At 40.4% G+C, this 17,447-nt stretch carries 24 protein-coding genes, 1 tRNA gene and 2 pseudogenes; 8 read left to right on the top strand and 19 right to left on the bottom strand.

Annotated elements, in window-relative coordinates; genetic code table 11:
• From AYJ55_RS31160 to AYJ55_RS20210, 5 genes and pseudogenes are all read left to right on the top strand, one after another.
• Positions 1 to 361: pseudogene (locus AYJ55_RS31160) on the top strand (baseplate J/gp47 family protein); the annotation flags it as partial.
• Entirely contained in the window at positions 330 to 728 is a 399-nt protein-coding gene (locus AYJ55_RS20195) for a hypothetical protein (protein ID WP_187153345.1), read from the top strand. The pseudogene AYJ55_RS31160 and the gene AYJ55_RS20195, both read left to right, overlap by 32 nt.
• A complete protein-coding gene (locus tag AYJ55_RS20200) occupies positions 725 to 1,372 on the top strand; it encodes a baseplate wedge 1 family protein (protein WP_063656255.1) in 648 nt (215 codons plus the stop codon). Before AYJ55_RS20195 ends, AYJ55_RS20200 begins: the two co-directional genes overlap by 4 nt.
• 63 nt (positions 1,373 to 1,435) lie before the next feature.
• Positions 1,436 to 2,707, top strand: coding sequence for a phage tail protein (locus tag AYJ55_RS29900; protein ID WP_162505768.1), 1,272 nt, complete (start codon positions 1,436 to 1,438; stop codon positions 2,705 to 2,707).
• 10 nt (positions 2,708 to 2,717) lie between these two features.
• Entirely contained in the window at positions 2,718 to 3,275 is a 558-nt protein-coding gene (locus tag AYJ55_RS20210; RefSeq protein WP_063655168.1) for a tail fiber assembly protein, read from the top strand.
• 58 nt (positions 3,276 to 3,333) lie between these two features.
• Here AYJ55_RS20210 and AYJ55_RS20215 read toward each other — a convergent pair whose 3' ends face one another.
• The 11 genes from AYJ55_RS20215 to AYJ55_RS20260 form a co-directional block, all read right to left on the bottom strand.
• Positions 3,334 to 4,293: an Rpn family recombination-promoting nuclease/putative transposase gene (locus AYJ55_RS20215; protein ID WP_063657757.1), complete on the bottom strand. Its 960-nt coding sequence runs from the start codon at positions 4,291 to 4,293 to the stop codon at positions 3,334 to 3,336.
• A gap of 406 nt (positions 4,294 to 4,699) precedes the next feature.
• Positions 4,700 to 5,521 carry an IS630 family transposase gene (locus AYJ55_RS27155; RefSeq protein WP_063654603.1) on the bottom strand — a complete coding sequence of 274 codons (822 nt, stop codon included), beginning with the start codon at positions 5,519 to 5,521 and terminating at the stop codon, positions 4,700 to 4,702.
• Between the two features lie 446 nt (positions 5,522 to 5,967).
• Positions 5,968 to 6,984 (bottom strand): tyrosine-type recombinase/integrase, encoded by a 1,017-nt coding sequence (locus AYJ55_RS20225; RefSeq protein ID WP_063657727.1) that lies wholly within the window; start codon positions 6,982 to 6,984, stop codon positions 5,968 to 5,970.
• 2 nt (positions 6,985 to 6,986) lie between these two features.
• A complete protein-coding gene (locus AYJ55_RS20230; RefSeq protein ID WP_162505773.1) occupies positions 6,987 to 7,190 on the bottom strand; it encodes a DUF4224 domain-containing protein in 204 nt (67 codons plus the stop codon).
• A 236-nt stretch (positions 7,191 to 7,426) separates the two neighbouring features.
• Entirely contained in the window at positions 7,427 to 7,594 is a 168-nt protein-coding gene (locus AYJ55_RS31165; protein ID WP_187153273.1) for a hypothetical protein, read from the bottom strand.
• 260 nt (positions 7,595 to 7,854) lie between these two features.
• Positions 7,855 to 8,637: an ORF6N domain-containing protein gene (locus tag AYJ55_RS20240; protein WP_063657729.1), complete on the bottom strand. Its 783-nt coding sequence runs from the start codon at positions 8,635 to 8,637 to the stop codon at positions 7,855 to 7,857.
• Entirely contained in the window at positions 8,634 to 8,867 is a 234-nt protein-coding gene (locus AYJ55_RS20245) for a KilA-N domain-containing protein (RefSeq protein WP_063657730.1), read from the bottom strand. Before AYJ55_RS20245 ends, AYJ55_RS20240 begins: the two co-directional genes overlap by 4 nt.
• 62 nt (positions 8,868 to 8,929) lie before the next feature.
• Positions 8,930 to 9,643 (bottom strand): Rha family transcriptional regulator, encoded by a 714-nt coding sequence (locus AYJ55_RS20250; protein ID WP_245677483.1) that lies wholly within the window; start codon positions 9,641 to 9,643, stop codon positions 8,930 to 8,932.
• A 379-nt stretch (positions 9,644 to 10,022) separates the two neighbouring features.
• Positions 10,023 to 10,178 carry a hypothetical protein gene (locus AYJ55_RS31175; protein ID WP_187153348.1) on the bottom strand — a complete coding sequence of 52 codons (156 nt, stop codon included), beginning with the start codon at positions 10,176 to 10,178 and terminating at the stop codon, positions 10,023 to 10,025.
• 38 nt (positions 10,179 to 10,216) lie between these two features.
• On the bottom strand, positions 10,217 to 10,654 hold the full coding sequence (locus AYJ55_RS20255; RefSeq protein ID WP_063657731.1) for a single-stranded DNA-binding protein: 438 nt from the start codon (positions 10,652 to 10,654) through the stop codon (positions 10,217 to 10,219).
• Positions 10,606 to 11,028, bottom strand: coding sequence for a YqaJ viral recombinase family protein (locus tag AYJ55_RS20260; protein ID WP_162505770.1), 423 nt, complete (start codon positions 11,026 to 11,028; stop codon positions 10,606 to 10,608). Before AYJ55_RS20260 ends, AYJ55_RS20255 begins: the two co-directional genes overlap by 49 nt.
• 76 nt (positions 11,029 to 11,104) lie before the next feature.
• On the opposite strand from AYJ55_RS20260, the gene AYJ55_RS20265 reads away from it, so the two are divergent.
• Positions 11,105 to 12,145, top strand: coding sequence for an IS481 family transposase (locus tag AYJ55_RS20265; RefSeq protein WP_063654070.1), 1,041 nt, complete (start codon positions 11,105 to 11,107; stop codon positions 12,143 to 12,145).
• Positions 12,146 to 12,178: 33 nt separating this feature from the next.
• On the opposite strand, the gene AYJ55_RS27160 is transcribed toward AYJ55_RS20265, so the two are convergent.
• The 7 genes and pseudogenes from AYJ55_RS27160 to AYJ55_RS20290 form a co-directional block, all read right to left on the bottom strand.
• Entirely contained in the window at positions 12,179 to 12,394 is a 216-nt protein-coding gene (locus tag AYJ55_RS27160) for a PDDEXK family nuclease (RefSeq protein WP_245677346.1), read from the bottom strand.
• A complete protein-coding gene (locus AYJ55_RS33805) occupies positions 12,336 to 13,085 on the bottom strand; it encodes a Sak single strand annealing protein (RefSeq protein WP_063653613.1) in 750 nt (249 codons plus the stop codon). Before AYJ55_RS33805 ends, AYJ55_RS27160 begins: the two co-directional genes overlap by 59 nt.
• Positions 13,082 to 13,330, bottom strand: coding sequence for a hypothetical protein (locus AYJ55_RS20275; RefSeq protein ID WP_063653611.1), 249 nt, complete (start codon positions 13,328 to 13,330; stop codon positions 13,082 to 13,084). Before AYJ55_RS20275 ends, AYJ55_RS33805 begins: the two co-directional genes overlap by 4 nt.
• Before the next feature lie 146 nt (positions 13,331 to 13,476).
• A complete protein-coding gene (locus tag AYJ55_RS31180; RefSeq protein WP_187153132.1) occupies positions 13,477 to 13,614 on the bottom strand; it encodes a hypothetical protein in 138 nt (45 codons plus the stop codon).
• Positions 13,615 to 13,623: 9 nt separating this feature from the next.
• A complete protein-coding gene (locus AYJ55_RS35230; RefSeq protein WP_074168180.1) occupies positions 13,624 to 14,445 on the bottom strand; it encodes an antA/AntB antirepressor family protein in 822 nt (273 codons plus the stop codon).
• Between the two features lie 467 nt (positions 14,446 to 14,912).
• Positions 14,913 to 15,299: pseudogene (locus AYJ55_RS36430) on the bottom strand (ORF6N domain-containing protein); the annotation flags it as partial.
• 251 nt (positions 15,300 to 15,550) lie between these two features.
• On the bottom strand, positions 15,551 to 16,336 hold the full coding sequence (locus AYJ55_RS20290) for a KilA-N domain-containing protein (RefSeq protein ID WP_063657733.1): 786 nt from the start codon (positions 16,334 to 16,336) through the stop codon (positions 15,551 to 15,553).
• Between the two features lie 104 nt (positions 16,337 to 16,440).
• On the opposite strand from AYJ55_RS20290, the gene AYJ55_RS20295 reads away from it, so the two are divergent.
• Both AYJ55_RS20295 and AYJ55_RS20300 read left to right on the top strand, forming a co-directional pair.
• Positions 16,441 to 16,860 carry a CCDC90 family protein gene (locus AYJ55_RS20295; RefSeq protein ID WP_063657734.1) on the top strand — a complete coding sequence of 140 codons (420 nt, stop codon included), beginning with the start codon at positions 16,441 to 16,443 and terminating at the stop codon, positions 16,858 to 16,860.
• Between the two features lie 10 nt (positions 16,861 to 16,870).
• Positions 16,871 to 16,946, top strand: a tRNA-Lys gene (locus AYJ55_RS20300).
• Here the strand turns inward: AYJ55_RS20300 and AYJ55_RS27165 are convergent.
• Entirely contained in the window at positions 16,925 to 17,182 is a 258-nt protein-coding gene (locus AYJ55_RS27165) for a hypothetical protein (RefSeq protein ID WP_063658154.1), read from the bottom strand. The genes AYJ55_RS20300 and AYJ55_RS27165 overlap by 22 nt on opposite strands.
• Between the last annotated feature and the right edge of the window lie 265 nt (positions 17,183 to 17,447).

The raw sequence follows: 17,447 nt of genomic DNA on the forward strand, positions 1-17,447 counted from the left end.
CTCTGTTTCAGGGTGGGACGCCATCACCAATGACACACCGGCCCGTGTCGGGTCACAGGTAGAATCCCGCATTGCCTTTGAAACACGCCGCCGCCAATCAGTGGCGCGCAACGGTCGTAATACCGATGGTGCGATGAAAGCGGCCCTACTGGAAACCCAAGGTGTGACGGATGCGTATGTCTGGTCAAACCGAACAAGGGAGACGGTTACTATCGGCACGACTCTTTATCCGGTTAAACCGCATTCCGTTTTTATTTGTGTGAATGGTGGCAACGATACCGATATCGCCGAGACGATCTTCCAGTATTACAATCCTGGCGCGGACATGAATGGGGATACCACCTTTACTGTTTATGACTAAAGAGAACGACTCGCCGCCTTACCCGCAATATGTGATGCAGTGGCAGCGAGCCACCCCATTAAGCGTCTATTTTTCCGTCAACATTGATAAAAGTCTCAATCCTCCCTGTGACATTACCGAGCAAGTTAAAAAAACAGTTATTCGCGTGTTTAATGGCGAGGTAGAAGGTATTCAACGTGCGGGCATAGGGGCAACCCTGAATGTGGGTAAATACTACGCGCCGATTATTGCGATTGAGCCTTATTCGGTGAGTGTCGTATCAGTGATGATATCCCAAGACGGCAAAAACTGGCTGTCTGCGTTAACACCAGGCGTGGCGCAAGTCCCCGTTTTGCAAGCCGATAACATTCACGTGGAGTTAAGATGAGTTGGCAAAAAACGGTGCTAAACCAGTACAGTGCCAGCCAGAAATTGCTGTCTGTCATCGCAACATTCGAGCAGGCGGTGAGTCTGGAGTATTTCACTGACCGGTTTCTTGATGAAGTGTGGGATATCACCACCTGCAACCGCTTTGGTCTGGATATGTGGGGGAAAATCGTCAACATTTCACGTTACATCACGGCGGAAGTCGATAACAGCGCGTTTGGGTTTGCGCAGGCAGACGAAGGAAAAGCGGATTATCCCACCCCGTTCAGTGATGCCCCTTATTACGCGGGTGTGCAGGAAACCAGAAAAATCCGGCTAGCGGACAACGCTTATCGAACCTTGATACTCAGCAAGGCGTTTTCTAACATCAGTATTGCGACTATTCCTGAAATCAATCGCTTCTTACGTTTTCTGTTTAAGGGACGCGGCGAGGCGTTTTGTGTGAATTATCGTGACATGACTATTGGTATTACCACCGCCTTTCCCCTAGAACCCTTTGAATTGGCGGTATTGAGAAACAGCGAGGTCACCCCGTTACCTTCTGGGGTACTGATGAATATCAATCAGGTCGTCGCCCCCTACTTTGGCTTTGCCGAGGATGCCTATCCGTTTAATGAGGGGATGTTTTTTACGGCGGGGCGTTAATCATCCAGTAGAATTTTTTGGAGTATTTTATGAAAAAAACAGACTTGCCCGCTCGTAAATCCGGTGCCCTTTGGGGCGAATGGTTCACGGCGTGATTTAACGGCGAAAACACCAACCGGCAGTAATCAGGCTTCTTATGATGCCGGTTTTCCTCCCATTACCATGACGATTAAAGCCGCAGGCGGCTTGCCCCCTGATGGCCGTGACATGAATCAGGCACTTAACGAACTATACACCGGCTATCGTTGGCATAATGCGGGCGCGGGTTACCCTTTTGATGCCGATTTTGCCACGGCGATTGGTGGTTATCCGGCGGGGGCGAAAGTGCCCAATTCCACGAATGACGGTTTTTGGCTAAATACAATAGACGGGAATACGACCAATCCGGAAGTGTTGGATGCCTCCGCAACAGGGTGGGTACCCGTGAATAGTTACGGCATCACCAGTATAACCGGACTGGAAACCGGCACGATAACCTTGACTACCTTACAGGCCGCAAAAGAAGAACTGGTCTTCAGTGGCAATCTTATTGCTGATACCACCGTAATTTTCCCGCCATGGATAAGAAACTGGACTGTCGCCAATCACTGTCAGGGGAATTTCACCCTGACCTGTAAACCCCTGTCAGGGACTGGTGTTGTACTGCCCAGTGGCAGAAATGTTATCCGTTGCGATGGTTCACAGATTATTTTTGCTATCCTCGTTGCGTCGCTCACTCAACACGGTCTCACACGGTTAAGTAGCGCCACTGACAGCAATGATGAAACGCTGGCCGCCACACCCAAAGCCGTCAAAGCCGCTTATGACTTGGCGAAAACCGTAAGTATTGACGGAATTTATCCGGTAGGGATTGTTGTCTGGTTTGCTCAAAATAAAAATCCCAATACCTTATTTCCAAATACAAAATGGCAATACATTGGTGAAAATAAAACCATTCGTTTAGCAAAAGCAGATGGTTCTAATGTATTCACTACCGGAGGCGCTGATGCTATTAAGCTGACAGAAGCCCAATTACCCGCTCACGGGCACACTTTTTCAGCAACAACCAGTAGCTATGATTATGGTACTAAAAATACGAATGCAACGGGTAATCATGCACATAATTTTGCAGGCGTTGTACGTGACCCATGGAATGCAAGAGGCGATGACGGTAATCCTAATCAATGGAAACCAAGGGCTCAAAATACATCACAAGCGGGGAACCACTCACATACTGTTACTATCGGTGCACACACCCATTCTGTTTCAGGTACAACGGGAAAGACGGGAAGTAGTAGCGAAATTAATATAACGAATGCTTTTATTACGCTAATGGGCTGGTACAGAATCAGTTAAGGAATCAAAAATGTTTAGAATTTTTAAAGCCTATACCTACACGAGTGATACACATGAGTTGCTGGGTCCTTGCGATGCTTACACGGATGAAACTCATGACATACTGCCTTTTCATACTGAGAAAAAACCAATTGACAAAAAGGAAGGTTTCGCTGTTGTTTTTAATGAACAAAATCAGGAATGGGAATATCAGGAAGATCATCGCGGTTTGGTTTTGTTTGATACGAAAAGCCGTCAATCTGTCACCCTTGAAAAATTAGGTAAGGTACCGGAATATTTAACATCATTAGCCCCTCAAAGCGAATATGATGTTTGGGATGGTGAAAAGTGGGTCAAGGATGCAGAAGCTGAAAAATTAGCAGAAAGACAAAAATTAGAAGGCATCAAACAACAAAAATTATATGATGCCACTCGTGAAATTGCACCCCTTCAAGATGCAGTCGATTTAGAAATGGCCACCGAAGACGAGAAAAAACGACTGATAGCCTGGAAAAAATATCGGGTTTTTGTGAACCGTACGGATGTTTCAGCTGCACCCGATATTGACTGGCCGAAAAAACCGGATTGACAGATTTTGAGAAGAACCCAAATCTGACACACTCGAATGATTGAGTTAGGTTCCGGTGTCAGGTTAACTGATTTAATTCCTCATCAGACAGACCTGTAGAGAATTTGATGATTTCTTTTTCAACGCCTTTCTCAAGAAGTTGGCGCGCTATCTTCATGGAAGCCTGTTTTTCGCCCTCAACTTTCCCTTGTTGTATACCTTGTTGCATACCTTGTTGTATACCTTGTTGTATGCCTTGTTGTATGCCTTGTTGTATGCCTTCTTCTCGTATACCTTGTGCAATATTCATCAATGCCCCCTCATGTTTCTCTGTCTGTCTGGCTATCTCTTTGATTAACTTTGCTGGTTGCTCAGCATTGCCTTCTTGGATTAGATAGTTAAACATAGTAATAACTTGATTATCAGTATAATAATTATACGACAACAGTTTAACAATACTATTCAGTAGCTCGGCCATATCCCGTCTTCGAATGTGTTTTTGGATAAGCTCCAATAACGCCATTCGCTTATGTTGCATAATCTCACCGTCATCAAGCGTGGTGACATCGACTAGCTTAAACGGTTTGGTGTATATCTTTTCCGCAATATCTCTGCCACTAAAGCAGTCTAGCCAGTCAGTACTGTAAGGATGAGGAGTTTGTTCGCCACAATAAAACAGAATAGGAAAAACGATAGGAAGTTCTTTGTGTCCGGCTTCTAAATGCTTCTGCATGGCTGCCATGCTATAGCGCATTAATCGCCAAGCCATGAGTTTATCCGGTGTTGACTGGTGCTCAATCAGCAGATAGAGATAACCTTGTCCCTGCTGGGTATTGACAGAATACAGGATATCACTCTGATAGCTTTTCATCTCACTATCGACGAATGAGCCAGATTCCACTTTGAGGCTATCCAAATCACACAATGCTTTAATCTCATCCGGTAGCCAGATATCAAAGAAATCTTTAGCGGTCTCTTTTTCACTTAAAAACTGCTTAAATACCGCATCATGGGGCGTTGGGGTGAATTTTTTACTCATCCGATTTCTTTCACAGTTGTTAACATCCCGTTGCGTTATTGAAAACAAATAAGGTACATTGAGTACGCTATTTATTTCATCACAACCCAGCTTTAGCAAGGAGACGCCTCTACTTGCTCAGGGGCATTTTTCTTAATGACTCGGGCTAAATCGGTATGGACTTCGTTTCTCAAGCACCGCGCCTGTCTCTTTGGCTTTTTTTCCGCTTCAAAAAACCCGTGGACAATTTCATCGTTGGGATACTCAGTCCCACTTAATGGCACCATATTAGCAGCGCTGGAGGAAGTTGTTAACTATTAGTTGTTGGTTGCATGTAAGTGGATTTGTGTAAGTCCGGCTAAACGAATAATTGACTATTTTGAATTGTGAGTAATTTTAGACATATAGCTAGGCGACTTAATTTTGATTACAGCATATGTATTAAAAACAGGTCATCGATAGTGCATCCTGTTTCCATCTTTTTACGTTTAGCTTGAGACCATTTATGTTCTATAGGATTTAAATCTGGTGAATACACAGGCAAATATTCTATCTGGTGTCCTGCGTTTATAATTGCCTGTTCAATATTCTTACCTTTGTGAAAGCTAGCGTTGTCCATAAAAATAACAGAATTTTCAGGAAGTTCTGGGAGCAATATTTTTGTGATCCAAACATAAAAAACATCACGATTAATATTGCAATCAAATAATCCGATAGCAAAAAGGGTTGTTCCCAATAAAGCGCCAATAACATTTGTTCTTCCCTTAGCACCCCAGTTTTTCAGGCCAAAACAACGGTGACCTTTTGGGGAATAGCCGTGAGTTCGTGGAGTGTCATGTGAAAAACCACTTTCATCAATAAAAACAACAGATTTATCTTTTTTTTCATACTGTTGTCTTTTTTGCTGATGTGCCAGCCTGTCGCTTTCGTTGGTTTTTGGATGGAATAGAGTTTTTTTATAGGTTAATCCCAGCTTTTTAAGGGATTGCCAAATAGTCTTTTTACAAACACCGAATCGCTCTGCCCGTTCCTTTTGGTAAGCATCTGGATACTGTTCCACATCTTTTGCTAAAGCATTTTTATCGAGCTTCCTCTTACGTGGCGTTGAATTTTTTGGCTCTGGTCGTTTAAGCCAACGTACTAAAGACGCTTTTCCAATACGGAATTGTTTCGCAGTTTCTCGAATTGTTAAACCTTCGGCTTTCCTTACAGATATTACTTTACGTCGAAAATCAATTGTATAACTCATAACACACCTTGTAATCAAAATTAAGTCGCCTAGCTATAACAATTTCTCCGTAGTTAAACGAATGGTTACGGTGGTTTTGTTCAGCTTTTTATTAAACAGATTTAATAAATACTTAAGATGTGGGTATAGAATTTAAGCGTTGATTTTTTCGCTATATTAAGTATATAGTTAGTGGTAATTAATTGATTTTTCTAGGCCGTAGATATAAGTTATATAGCGAAAAGTGAGCGTAACTACTTGATAAATAAGTAAATAACAATGATTTTAAAATCCCTCAGCCTTAAGGCTGTGCGGGTTCAAGTCCCGCCCTGGGCACCATAAAATTTTTCATTATAAGTGGTGAAAACTTAGTCTCTTAAGAGTAAATTTTTGTGACTAAAATCACCTTTCAGAACATCTTCAGAAGATGCTTTCAGAAGATAAGTTAAATCAATTTGAATATTTATTCATTTCTTCTGATTACCTACGACCGGAACGATTTCTATTTTTCTGTCATATCTGGCAGTCTGACCAATATTTTTATGACCCGAAATGGCTTGCTTTTCTTGTAGTGTTCCTTCTAAATCAGAGATACCTTTTGCTTTTAAATCATGAAAGGTAAAATTGAAATCCAATTCAGGGTATTTTTTAGTGGCTTCTTCTTTAGCTTTTAACCATCTACTATTAAAGCCATCTCTGGTATATGCTTTTCCATTTGCTTGATGTAAAACGTATAAGCTATTAACACCTTCTTTTAACGGTAATTGTTTAGCTAATTTTATAGCTTTAGTTAATCTTTCAGACCAACCTTTTATCTGGCTTTTTCCTGTTTTCCCTTGTTTGATATAAATTCCTGCTTCCATGAGTTGATCTTTGCGTAATGCTAAAATATCTCCTTGCCGAGCACAGCAAAGATAGGCTAGTTCCATAGCGATCTGAACAATCAACGGTGAAATAGAATATAATGAGTGATACTCTGTATCTGTAACATAATGGTCACGGGCTACTTCTTTGTATTGTTTAACGCCTTTACACGGATTATTTTTTACTAATCCTCGTTCATAGCCCCATCGAAATACTCTGGACATAAAGGATTTTTCTCTGTTGGCTTGTGTTCTATTCTTCAATCCTCTTTTATCCATATATTTTCTAATATGTTCAGGTTTAATATTATCCGGATTCATTTTACCAAAAACAGGAATAACTTTTTTGGAATGTTTTTGATAATCATTCTGCGTGTCTTTCGATAATTCGATAAAATCTGCTGAACATAGAAACTGATTAATCAGCGATTCATAATTAAAAATATGTTTCTCGTCATTAACGTATTGTTCGTAATGACTCCAAACAACAGATTTATCTACATTTAGAGCACATAAACGAATTGTACGACCATTTGGATGCTTAAACTCGTATGCAGATCTCCCACGAAATACGCGTGGAGGCATCCAATTATCAGCAGGATTTTTTCGCTTTCCAGACATAACTACATAGCTCCGAAATTTGGTTTCTCAGCAAAATTAATATCAAGTTTTTTTAAAGATGGGTTATTGAAATGTTCCCATGTTGTTTTAGGACGACCATCAGGCCGTTTAATGAAAAATATTCCGGCTTCTTCTAAAACTTTGCATTGTTTGGATGGTTTTTGGTAACCTGTTAGTTCTTTCATCTGTTCATCTGTAATGAACATAGAATTATTATTCACGTTTATGTCCTCATTTAAAAACTCACACTATTTTCAGGCGCTTCATTGCCCCACAAAAATCAATAGCGAAGCCATGAATGGTTATCTTCGTCTTTTGTTAGGTTAGGGATATAATTTGTGGGGTAGAGTATTAGGATTTATTTGCTGCGTTGTTTGATGCTTTTTTTGGTATTGCCAAGGTGGGTCTGCGAGTATCAGGTCATACTTCACTTCATCTCCTGTTAAATATACCAGCTTTTACTTTTATGTAAGTCGTCTATTTTTTCTAAGACAGTGATTTTATTACCGCCATTTCCGGTTAATATTCCGCTTTCTCCATCGGTATCGAATTGATATATCAATCCTTTGTTTGTTAATTTTTTTTCCTTCAATCTAATTATTTTCATCACCTCACCATGATAAATAACCTGCATCCCTGCTTTGACATGATGTAACGTTGTTCGGTATTCGTGGATGTTATTCATAGGATTACTCCGATTATTGATTACATGAATGTAAATGTTGATCAAAACATTAATTTTTATAAGGTTATTTATGGTAGTATTGTTAACGTTGTGTGTTTGTTAACAGTAACATTTTACCTGGTGTTGGCCAGCCTTGCGCTGGTCTTTTTTTTAGTGATGCGGAAATACCAAATAGCTGTCAATTTCTAGTGAATACTTTGGCTATTAGCAAATAACGATTTCAGATTAATACCGTATACCTGTAGCCATGATTCAGCTGGCCATGACTTAACCTGACCATAACGAATATCCGGTACTTCGGTTGCTTCCACCTGGTTCTCACGACACCATCGACGAAGTGGAGCAAATTTATATTCTTTCCCTGTGGCATTCTTTACTGCTGTGATGGTGGCATGTTTAACACTTTCTCCTAATCGTTCTGTCAGTTCCCGATTTTTACGAGTAGCAACACTGAGTTTACCCATTGCAGAAGCTTCACGAGTGCGACTGATTTGTGATTTTGTCCTAATTGCTTCATTACGTTCATCTGAAATAACCAGCTTTTCTTTTTCTGACTCAACTAGAGCTTCCAATGCCTGAATATAATTTCCTGGTAGTGTTTTTTGGTATTGGACAGGATGAAAATAAGCGTTTTCCATTTTTTCAAAGAAAGCCCACGCTTCGTCGGTATCAACAATTTTGGACATACGAGCTGCGCCTTTTTCTGTATATAGGGTAATAGCACGTGTTTTGTTCGAAATTTGTGCGTAAATATTATTTACTCGCAAATGTGCTAGTGCTTCACCTGTGACATTGAAATAATGAATGCCTTCAATAAAACGAGATTTGTTGTTAGATAAATTCATTCTGATATTTGAGGGTTCAGTACCATACCCCTTAGCAAGGGTTTCAGTAGTTACCACTCGAACATTTTGCCACTCGATAACGGGTAATTGATTTGAATCGATAGTAATTAATTCAGTTTTCATTGTGATTCTCCTTTTTGAACTTTGATTACTTCTTGACCTACCGACAAATTTGCCCTTAGCTCATTTATTAACTCTTTTGTTTGTTTATTACGCAACCATTTATTTGGCTCCTTACTTTCGTCTCCACCACTAGCTTTATGTAACGCATTAAGGTTGAAACGACCTTCTGAGTCTGTCGTGATTTCTACACCCGCAATGATGGGATAATTTTCATTTGTTAAATTTTGCATAAAGATATTCCTCAAAGTTAATTGATGAATAATTGCCCCTGTAAAAGGGGCGTTTAGATTATTTAGTTACGTTGGAGGAAATGTGTTAGTTCAGCTTTATGCCAATTTGAAAAGGCACCATTTAGTATTAGCTGATTATCCTGTGTAGCCTGCGATAACAAAGTTTCTATTTCAGCGATAACTTTGTCAGCATTTTCACGTTTGCGGATAATACGCTTAATCGCTGTTTTTTCTGCATCGGCTATTTTATCCTGAAGCTCTTCCGTTACATGCCAGATACGCTCACATTCTGTAGCGATAGAAGGGACTAGTCTGACTTCCATAGGATAAGGTGAAGGAATTCCTGTGACTTCTCTTAAGGCATGCCAGATAGCATTATTCCATGCATCTCTGAAACGAAAGTTTTGCGTTATCAGTGCAATGATACGAGCGAGATTTTGGGTATCTTTGCTGCTGAACTTTTCGTGAGCTTCCGATTGATATTTTGGTGCAGAATGTAGCTCTGCTTCCATACGGTTGAATTCAGCAATATAGGCTTCTTTAAATACAGCTGCTTTTTTGCCTGTGAATCCCATTACCAAAAAAACGAAGCCGTCTTTGGTCATTTCGTACATAGGGCGCTTTTCACCTTTTGCGTCGATATAATTAACCTCCGCAAAATTGCGGGCGTTAAATTCTGGTGAAGAGTCAATGTTACGAAGTTTCTTTAAAATATCATCGTGACGCTTGCCAAAGTAATCGGCAACATCTCTAGAATTTAGTAACAGCTTTACCATTATGGATAGAAACTTTAGGGGTAATAACGGAAAGTTGAAGTGTCATAAGACCTCCGATGGTAGTATTTTAATTATCACCACTTGAAGTTCCTACACTTATGGGTGGTGAGCTGAAAGGGAGTAGGAATACCGGAACTACCGACCGGCCAACCTTTCGGTTGTCCCATCCAGCCCACCATTGAATGCGGCTAGATTACGACACTAAAAAACACGCTCGCGGCGTGCATATGTCGCGGTAGTTTACGGTGGGTTCCTACACCCTACATCTGATTTTGCAGATGCAAATAAACTATAGCGCATGACTTCTTCTTTCGTCAACATAATCATTAATTGCTTTACTGCATGAGTTAATTAAGCACGGTAAATACAGGTAGGGTAATTACTTTTTAACGCAAATCGCTTTGGCGCTGATATCCTTGAAAGTTTCAAACTCCCGCTCAAACTGTTTAGCGGCAAATTGACACATGTTCTCAGTGTCAAACTCTTGAGTATGAAGACTTGCAAAGTTACTTGATGAGTAAGGACTGGCGTACATGGACAAGATTAAAATCCACATAGTAATTTTTCCTGCGTCTAAAAGGGGATGGAATCATCAAAATCAGGCTCAATCACAGGATTATTGCTTGGCTGGCTTGTGGTTGGCACATTCGGTCTACTTTGACTTTCCTGCGGTTTTATTTCCTTCCTGTTGCCCAATATTTCAACGTCATTGACTAAAAATTCGGGCGATATCCTTTGCTGACCGGATTTATCTGTCCATTTATTTTCCTGATAGACCGTGGTAACACGAACAAAAGTGCCTTTTTGTGCATGATTATTGATATATTCCGCTATTTGTTTAAATGCCTTGCAATTAACCCATGTGGTCTCATCAATCCATTGACCGCTGTTGTCTTTTCTTGATTTGCTGATAGCGATAGAAAATACGGATATGGGATTTTTATCTTGGGTATAGCGGATATCTAATTTGCCGATGCGTCCGGTAAAGTTACACTGGTTGTGGTTTGCCATGTTGCCTCCGCTTTTTGATTAATTTTGTTGATTTCTGATTTCAGCTTTTCGATAAATGCTTGAACGGCTTGTTCAATTTCGTTAACCAGATTGTCATCCTTGATAATCCGGATTTTGTAGTAGGCAAGGTTAGGGGGAAGTCTGTCATCATAGCTGACAAAATCGCACCAGTTTCTGCCTGTGCACATCATTTGGCCGTGCATTTGTAACAGGTATTCGTATTTCGGTTTTCCTGTGACAATGGTTTCAATGTGGGTAGTGGTGTTGGGGCATTTGATTTCGATAAGTCCATCATCATTAACCAAACCATCAGGACTTGCCCCAAATAGCGCAATAGACGGGTGGGGGATAAAGTGTATTAGTCTTAACTTAATCCGACAATTCTGATTTAAAAAAGAGCGTTACCGGTTTTAATTAACATCATTAGATAATTAAATAAAAGGTAATTCTATGTATCAAACAAATAATCCTATCATCAAACATAAAGTCGGGTTACTTAACCTCGCTGAAGAGCTTAATAACGTCTCAAAAGCCTGTAAGATTATGGGGGTATCCCGAGATACGTTTTATCGCTACCAGGAACTTGTTAACGATGGTGGGATAGACGCTTTAATTAATCAAAATCGACGGGTGCCTAACGTAAAAAATAGAGTAGATGAACAGATTGAAAGCGCTGTAGTCGAGTATGCGATTGAATACCCTGCACACGGTCAACACCGTAGTAGTAATGAACTAAGAAAAAAAGGCATTTTTGTTTCGGGGAGTGGCGTTCGCTCTATTTGGCTGCGCCATAATCTCGAAAATTTTACAAAACGCCTAAAAGCGCTTGAAGATAAAATCGCAACAGAAGGAATTATCCTGTCAGAATCACAAATCAGTGCTCTAGAAAAGAAAGCGCAAGATGATGAAGCCTGTGGTGAGATTGAAACAGCGCATCCAGGTTATCTGGGTTCACAAGATACTTTTTATGTCGGTCATTTAAAAGGCGTTGGTCGTGTTTATCAACAAACTTACATTGATACTTACAGTAAAGTCGTTCATTGTAAGCTTTACACAACAAAAAGCGCGATAACGGCGGCAGATTTATTAAATGACAAGGTTCTCCCTTTTTATTCCCAGCATGGGTTACCGGTGTTACGTATACTGACGGACAGAGGCAGTGAGTATTGTGGTAAAGTTGAACATCACGATTATCAACTTTATCTCGCTATCAATGATATTGATCATACAAAAACTAAAGCTCGTTCACCTCAAACTAATGGGATTTGTGAACGCTTTCATAAAACTGTATTACAAGAGTTCTATCAGGTGGCTTTTCGTAAGAAAATCTATAGGGCTTTAAATGAATTACAAGCTGATTTAGATAAATGGTTAGCGGAATATAATAACCAACGCACTCATCAAGGAAAAATGTGTTGCGGTCGAACGCCTATGGCAACTTTACACGATGGAAAACAACTTTGGAGAGAGAAAGATTTAAATCAAATTTAACCTGACAGGTACTGTATAAATAACCGGTAACTGTCAGATTAAGTCTGAGCTACTACAGATAAAGCCCACTTCGGTGACCGTGACATCAAACTCATTGAGGCAATATCGCGCTCTAGCTTGTGGTTCAAGGGCAATGCCCCGTTCAATGGCCTGATTGGTTTTAATTTCTTCTCGTCGTCCGGTAAGGGTTTCACAAACTAATTGCATGAGGTAGTTTCGTTGCGTTGTTCCCCTGCCTTTGGATAACACCTTGTGTAAATTGCTGGCGGTGACTTTCCCAAGTCTTGCCTGAAACCATTCGTCCGTTTTCTGCTTCATGATTAGCCTCGTTTTTCATTGCAATATTGCGATAAATAGCCATTTTATTTTCTTCGCCAATGATATCCGTCTCTTCTGGTGTTAATTTCAGCCAATGGGATTTCATTGATTCAATACCGCCTTTTGCTGATGTTTCTAATTCCTGGATTAATTGTTCGTAACGGGCTTTTTGTTGTGCGGCTTCTTTCTGTATTACAATTTTTTCCTGTTCAGGCAAGTCTTCTCCGGCATAGATATAAAATCCTAATCCAAACATTGAAATAGCCTTGGTGAGACAGCGCATGAGCGTTTTATTGATATCAACGGCATTAGGGTTAGAAATAGCCTGATTCCGGTAATCCATAACGGGTAACCACATTTTTCGGGGAAACTCATTATTTCCTTGTTTAACCGTGAGTGTTAACGACACCATCGCACTGCCATCATTGTTATAGCTAATGGCATCAATGACATAGTAGGATTCTGGATAATGTGCCATTAATACGCCCCATGCCCAAGCCCATGAGAGATAAGAAAGGCCGTTTTTCTTTTCAACTTTATCGTTAACATTAATCACCGACAGCGTTTCCCAAACCTGTTGTTGAAAACTTCTCTCTTTTTCGGTATGTTGTGTTTCGCTCATAGATATTTCCTCTTAGGTGCTCGAAGTGCTTTGTACTGATGGATGTTCTCATTTTTGAAATGGTTAAACAGCGCCTTCCAGATATCGTCAAAATCCTCAATACTGAGTTTTCGCATCACTGAGGAAGGTAGGCAGTCATAAACAGGCTGGACAAGTTCGCTGATTTCGTCGTCCAGCCTGTCTTCCCAATAAGCAATTTCTTGCTGTTGTTCGTACCAGTAATCTTGCATGGCGTAAGGGTTCATTTGACCTCCTCGAACTGAAATAGCATCCTGTTTTTCTGGTTTTAATCTCCGCGACTAATAACTCGATTTCATTTTGTGAAAAGGACGAATCCAGTAGCAGAGTGATAATTTTTTCTTTAAGATGGCGTTTTTTCGCCTTTTCAGATTTAAGGGGCATGATGATTTTTTCCATAAGCTTTTAGTTGCAGTGATAAAGCGATTAGCCATATATCTTGTCGTTGGGTATCAATCGCTAACTTTGCTGCCTGTCTTGCCAGCGCTAGCAGGATGTTGTCTTTGTTCATCGTTACCCCTTATGCCACCTGACTATATTTGTCGTGAGTGAATTCGCCGTTCCAGTCTTTCTTCATCGGTAGCTTACTTTTGAGGTATTGGTTATATAGCCATGAAGCCCCCTTTTTTAGCAGAACGATTTTATAACACTGGCGTTTCCCGTAATCGTTTGTCATGATGAAGGGTGATTCGGTTAGATAGGTATCTCTCGCATAAGAATGAACACGCCAGACATGAGCCTTGCTGATATCCTTTTCTGCATCGTAGAGAAAATGACGCGATTCCAGAAAAAGGTTGACCTGGTTAATATTTACGCCATTAAGCTGCTTGCAGAATTGAACAGGTGTCATACCAATCTGAAACAGGTTTTTTAGACTATCGATTTCGGTTTCAAGCTGTTGAACCTGTACCCCTAACAGTTGAACTTTTTTATGCTGCTCAGCCCATGCAATTGCAGATTCAGCAGGGTCAAGGAAATTAGGTAAGCCTAAAGTTGTTGGGTTATTGGGTAATTGTGATTGTAAAATTCGTCTTTCGCATTCAATGAAGTACTGTCTGGCCTGTTTCCCTTTTTCGTTGCGTTCAACCATGGATAGTTCTTTCGCCATATCGAGGGCAATGTGGTATTCCTTTGCCGGACGGCCTCCGAAGGGGTTTTCCCCAGAATTGGTGAAAACTATAAAGTCGATATTTTCAGCAAATCCATATTGCTTAATTCTGTCTTTTATCCATGTGGTAAAATCTTTACCGATTTCCAAAAACGCATGTAGATCACGTGCATTGACAGTTTGGATTAATGCCCCGTTGATGTTTTTTGTTTCGATGTTTATTAAATTTGACATAAAGGTATCTCTCAATAGTTAAATTGATGAATGATTACCCCTGTAAAAAGGGGCGTTAGGATTATTTAGTTACGTTGGAGGAAGCGATTGACGTTCGCCTGTTGCCATCTTTCAAGGGATTGAGTCATGACGCTATCGTGTTCGTGAGTGCTGGATTCTAACAGTTGCTGCATTTCACGAAGTACGGTCTCGACATCGTCTTTATGACGAAGTAAACGACGGATAACTTGTTTTTCAGCATCAAAAATAGCTGATTTGAGCGTGTTAGTCATGCCGTAAATCCGGCGGCATTCTTCTGCAATTATTGCGATTTGATTAACCTCGAAGTGCTGAGGCGATGCGATTCCTGTCGCATGACGTAGCGCATACCAGATACCTTGTGTCCATGCTTTTTCAAACCTAAATCCATTAGCCATGCTCCAAACAAGATGAGCTAGATTACGAGTATCGTTATCATTTAAGAGTTCGGGGGCTTCGGGTCTTGGTTGCGGGTTATTAACTTTTGCTGAATTAAAGTAACAGTCTTCTAGTTGCTCGAATACATCCCATGCTTTATCGGTTTCAAGCATTTTAGCATGTCTTGCCGCCCCACGTTCTGTCCAAAGGATGAGGCTACGGGTATTTTTAGCAACTAACCCTCTTAAAGAGGGTCTGTTCTTGAAATTTTTTAACTCGTAGTTTTCAAGTTTAAATAAATGTTTACCAACAATAAATCTATCAGCATTTCGAAGATAGTTATTTTGGATATGTTTGACCTCTGTTCTGTAAAGCTGAGCGAGTAGTTCGGTAGTGATTACAGGGAGGTCATTGTGAGTAATAACAGTAAGATTATCTGCAGTAATTTGATAGTTCATAATTTACATCCTGTTAGATTGTTCAAATAACCCATTGCTCGGATGGGCGGTCGGGTACTTGAACACCGCTAACAGACGGCCAGCAATTTTCCCTTCTAAAAGGTGTTGTATCTTTTGCTCGCTACCCGACCATAACAATCTATGGACGTAAAAAAACCGCATTACTTTCGGGAGCGGTATCCGCTGTTAGTGGTGTGTTCAGCACCTGATATAGAATATAGCGCATGATTTCTTCTTTCGTCAATGTTTTATTATGCTGCAATTCCGTTCATCATGAGACCTAACAATCTAGGAAACTGGTTATCGTAGAAGTGAGGTTGAGTCTGACGTGGATTATTAGGGTCAGTCAGATTTTTACCAAACTGTAATCCCTTTTTTGTCAATGACCAGAATAGTTTTTCCTTATCAGGATGTTTGCTGCTGGGACAAGATTTACGCTCAGCGAGTCCGAGCAGTTGTAGCCGCCGATAACCAGATTGTGTCGTATAGGGCTTTCCGTGCAGTAGTAAAAGCTCAGTAAAAGAATGTGTTACTTCACTTGAACCTGTTAAACTCCCTTCTGGTGCATCAACAGCATAAGCAGGAAGGATATCCGGCATACCAAGGGAAGATTGTAACTTCTTCATTGCGCCAAGTAGACCAGAAGGGGCGATACGCAATTCTTGTTTGCAGAATGCCAGCATTGCTAATCCAGCCTGAACTTTATCGGTTAATGGTTGGATAGGTGTAGAAATAACTTCATCAAACGTCCGGATAACTTTAAGATTAAAAGCTGCACTAATCCACATTGCATAAGCATAAACCAGTTCTTTAGCAACGTAAGTTCCCTGCTCAGTACCTCCTTTAATAACCGATGGGGGAATTCCACCATCGGTTACGAATTGAGCAACTAATTCTTGAGTCTTATCATTGGCGAGCCAATATTTAGGTCTATCCTTTTCTAATTCTCCTGCGGCTTTATGTAAATCATTAAGACAATAACGCCCGAAAGCATCTTGACGGACAACGGTATTTTCAATAACCACTAATTTAGACATAAAAATATTTCTCCGTAATGAAACGAATAAAAGTGTTAACGTGAAAGATTTTGCAGATTGAACCCTAAACCCGTTATACTTAACTAAACACAGGAGGATTCCCTATGGGTCAGGTTGCATTTGATACATTAAAATTTGTTGAAACATTAGAAAAAGAAGGCTTGCCTAAAAATCAGGCTAAAGCCATTTCTTTAGCTGTCCGTGAATCACACGAGGCGGTTGATGTAGCTACTAAAGCTGATATTGCTGACGTTAAACGTGACATAGCTGATGTCAGAAAAGAAATAGCTGATGTCCGTAAAGACTTATCTGCTGAGATCGCAGATGTCCGTAAAGACTTATCTGCTGAGATGAATTTACGTTTCGAAAGAGTAGACGCACAAATATCTGATGTTCGCAAAGACCTACAACTAGAGATGTCAAGTATTCGAGCTGAACAAAAATTAATCCGCTGGATGTTAGGTGCGGGTATTTTAGGTATTCTCTCTTTAGTGGTGAAAGCTTTTCTGATACCTGCCTTATAACACATATTGCGGGTTATTAGCTCAGTTGGTAGAGCAGTGGACTCTTAATCCATCGGTCGCAGGTTCAAGTCCTGCATAGCCCACCAATTTCACAATGTATCTTCATTAGTCTTCGCTTCTCTCTTTTTAAATAATCATTTTCCTTTGTTAAGCATTGTATGATTGTTTTAAAAGTGCGTGTTTCCATGTCGTCGTCATTCCATATATCAATGCTGCTTAAGTATTTTGCATCGCTCAAATGACGACTACCATTAGTAATCCCAACCAGATTACCCATATTGGGATGCTTTGCCGTTACAATGCGTGGATTGTCCAATCTCATTATGTGTACTCCTTGTTAACATTTGCTGAAAAGTTAGGATGTGTGCCAAGTGCCTCTTGGTGTCCGATTACAGTCATCACGGTCGGGTAAACGCAATCAAACTATATTTAGCTATTTGAAGATAATTTATAGAATGTTGACTGTCCCGCGAGCGCAGAGCCGCATTCACACATCCTGAAACTAATTTGATTGCCAGATATTTCTGGCGCGTCAGGCTCGCTCCCTCTGTGTAATCCAACAACACACAAAACAGGAATAATGATCA

The sequence above is a fragment of the Candidatus Arsenophonus triatominarum genome (assembly GCF_001640365.1).
GTDB classification, from domain to species: Bacteria; Pseudomonadota; Gammaproteobacteria; order Enterobacterales; family Enterobacteriaceae; genus Arsenophonus; species Arsenophonus triatominarum.